Consider the following 2,865-nt stretch of genomic DNA (forward strand, 5'->3'; position numbering starts at 1 on the left):
GAGGACTTAACCATATAATATGTAGCAATGTTATCTAGTTTTGAAGGAATATGCCTTCATAGTTTGGTGATGATGGCAGAGAGGTCACACCCGTTCCCATACCGAACACGGAAGTTAAGCTCTCTAGCGCCGATGGTAGTTGGGACCTTGTCCCTGTGAGAGTAGGACGTCGCCAAGCAAAAACCTAAGTCGTTTCGACTTAGGTTTTTTTGTGTTTATTTTTATTATTTTAAATTTAAAGGTAAGAATTACCTTTATAAGAATATAGTCCAGATGTAACAAGAATGTTTGTGATCTTATATAAAAAGGTTATATGAAAAGTAGCAATCTAGCTCTTTTAACATAACCTTTTGTGTTTTTAAAGGATTTTACATTAGAAAAAATCTATAATTAAGGTAGTTAACATATATTTTTGATGGGTGTGGGGGATTATGAAAGAAATATGCATGTTATTAGTGGCTGTTATATTATGGGGCACAGCCATTGCGCCAACAAAATGGGCGTTAGAATCTATTCAGCCGTTTACTTTGTTGTTTATTCGTCTTTTCTTTGCAGGTGGAATTTGTATGCTATTCTCATTTAAGCAACTACAAAAATCAGTTGTACATAAAAAAGTTCCATGGAAAAGAATGAGTTTGTTAGCTTTTACCGGTGTAGCTGGTTATTTTATGTTTACATCCTACGGTATTTCTTTAACCAGTGGATTACATGTGAGTATTATAGATGCTGCATTACCATTAGTTACAATTCTTTTTTCAGCACTCTTTTTGAAAGAGAAAATTCGATTGAATTATTGGATAGGAATTATATTGGGTGCTATAGGAGTACTCTTTATTACGATTCCATCTAAAAGTGCTAATCAAGAAGTGTCTTTAATAGGAGATATACTGATATTATTAAGTACTTTTCTATTTGCTTTCTACACAGTTTTGCTAAAACGGCCAAAACAAGAACAGTATTTATCAAACGAGGTTTTTACAACATTAACTTTAATTATTGGAGCTGTTATTCTCTTACCGTTTGCACTGGTAGAAATTTTTTATTACGGTCTCCCAAAGGTTGAAACTTGGAAAACGGGACTTAGTGTAATATACCTTGTTATTGGAGCAACAATTTTAGCATATTGGTTTTGGAATAAAGCGCTAGAGAGAGTTTCAGCATCAGTAAGCGGATTATATTTAAATGCATTACCATTAATAAGTATTGTTACTTCAATTATTCTATTAAATGAATCTCTGACATGGAGAGTAATAATGGGAGCGAGTTTAGTTTTAATCGGAGTAGGATGGGCGGATAAGCAAAAGTTATGTAATCTATTAAAAGGTAACAAGGTGGAGAATAGAGACTGTTAAACAGTATGATTTATATAATTGAAATGTTAAAAAGATACCTTATATATGAGGTATCTTTTTTATTTAGCAAAGATAATAGACTAAAGTTAGTATGGATATTCTTTGCTGTATTTATATGTGTCGAAATCATTTTGAAATATTGTTTGGACAAGTTGTATACATTCAGTATCATAAAAGCTTTCAAAAGTTGGATGACGTGGAAATAAAGGATCAGTAATATCGCCTTCGCTAAAATCCCCTTTATAAATCATGGCGGGAGTTTGATGATGCCATGATGTTGAGAACTCATTTATTGGTGCGGTTTTTAATTCGAAACGCTTTTCTAATTCTTTCATTTCCTGATCGAAGTTTTCTAAGTATATATAATTGGTCACATATTCTTCTTCACCAGCTATATATTGTTGTGTGAAATGTGGGTTAATATCACTTGCGTGAGCTCCTTTCATAAATAGATAGTATAGAAATTGTTTAAATGAGATCCCTTTGGAGGAATTTTCATCTTGATATAAAAACTTTCGGATGGGTTTCCATTCGGGATGTTCCATATAAGGAGGTCCAATTAAGGATACGAAAGAACTGACTGCTCTCCTATAAGGGTTACGAACAAGTTTAAAAGTTTCTTTTTGTTTTTCTCGTAGAGCTATTCCTAGTCGTACACTATAGGCAGGTGTACTTTTGTATATATCATATTCATAATTATGAATGAAAGGACTATAACTTAGAGCGGTTTGTAATAAATCAATCTGGTAAAAGAACCACTTAGCAAGAGAAGTACAACCGCTTTTTTGACTCCAAAATAGAATGATTGGAAACTTCCTATGATAGTGTGGGCTTCTTGAATGGGAGCTTATGATGTGTAATAAAGAAGGATTGAACAAGTTCTACACTCCTTTCAGTTATCTTATTGATATGTATGAGAAATAAAAGGGGGGTATGAGAGTCTTTTTCATCTTTTTAAAAAAAATGAAAGATTAATATTGACTATTATTATATAGAGGTGTAATATAGGACAAGTCGCCGATGACAATAACGTCGCAAGCGACAAACGAAATGAAAAACTTAGTTGACATCAAATAACGAAAGTGTTAACATAAGGAAGTCGCAAATGAGCGGCTAAGTAGTTCTTTGAAAACTGAACGAAACAAACAACGTGAAACGTCAATTTTTATTTTAGATGCTAGACAAACTAACTTTATTGGAGAGTTTGATCCTGGCTCAGGATGAACGCTGGCGGCGTGCCTAATACATGCAAGTCGAGCGAATGGATTAAGAGCTTGCTCTTATGAAGTTAGCGGCGGACGGGTGAGTAACACGTGGGTAACCTGCCCATAAGACTGGGATAACTCCGGGAAACCGGGGCTAATACCGGATAACATTTTTGAACCGCATGGTTCGAAATTGAAAGGTGGCTTCGGCTGTCACTTATGGATGGACCCGCGTCGCATTAGCTAGTTGGTGAGGTAACGGCTCACCAAGGCAACGATGCGTAGCCGACCTGAGAGGGTGATCGGCC

The 2,865-nt window shown here is 35.1% G+C and carries 2 protein-coding genes and 2 rRNA genes; 3 read left to right on the forward strand and 1 reads right to left on the reverse strand.

Annotation, left to right across the window (positions count from 1 at the left end):
- Positions 1-62: 62 nt before the first annotated feature.
- Together rrf and HMPREF1014_RS28965 are read left to right on the forward strand one after the other, a co-directional pair.
- Positions 63-178: ribosomal RNA gene (gene rrf / locus HMPREF1014_RS28960) — 5S ribosomal RNA — on the forward strand.
- 253 nt (positions 179-431) lie between these two features.
- Positions 432-1,352 (forward strand): DMT family transporter, encoded by a 921-nt coding sequence (locus tag HMPREF1014_RS28965; protein ID WP_000658284.1) that lies wholly within the window; start codon positions 432-434, stop codon positions 1,350-1,352.
- Positions 1,353-1,438: 86 nt separating this feature from the next.
- On the opposite strand, the gene HMPREF1014_RS28970 is transcribed toward HMPREF1014_RS28965, so the two are convergent.
- The gene (locus HMPREF1014_RS28970) at positions 1,439-2,230 is read right to left on the reverse strand and encodes a sulfotransferase family 2 domain-containing protein (RefSeq protein WP_000483015.1); all 792 of its coding nucleotides are present in this window, start codon (positions 2,228-2,230) and stop codon (positions 1,439-1,441) included.
- Between the two features lie 314 nt (positions 2,231-2,544).
- On the opposite strand from HMPREF1014_RS28970, the gene HMPREF1014_RS28975 reads away from it, so the two are divergent.
- Positions 2,545-2,865 (forward strand): 16S ribosomal RNA (locus HMPREF1014_RS28975); the annotation flags it as partial.

This window comes from Bacillus sp. 7_6_55CFAA_CT2 (genome assembly GCF_000238655.1).
GTDB lineage: Bacteria > Bacillota > Bacilli > Bacillales > Bacillaceae_G > Bacillus_A > Bacillus_A cereus.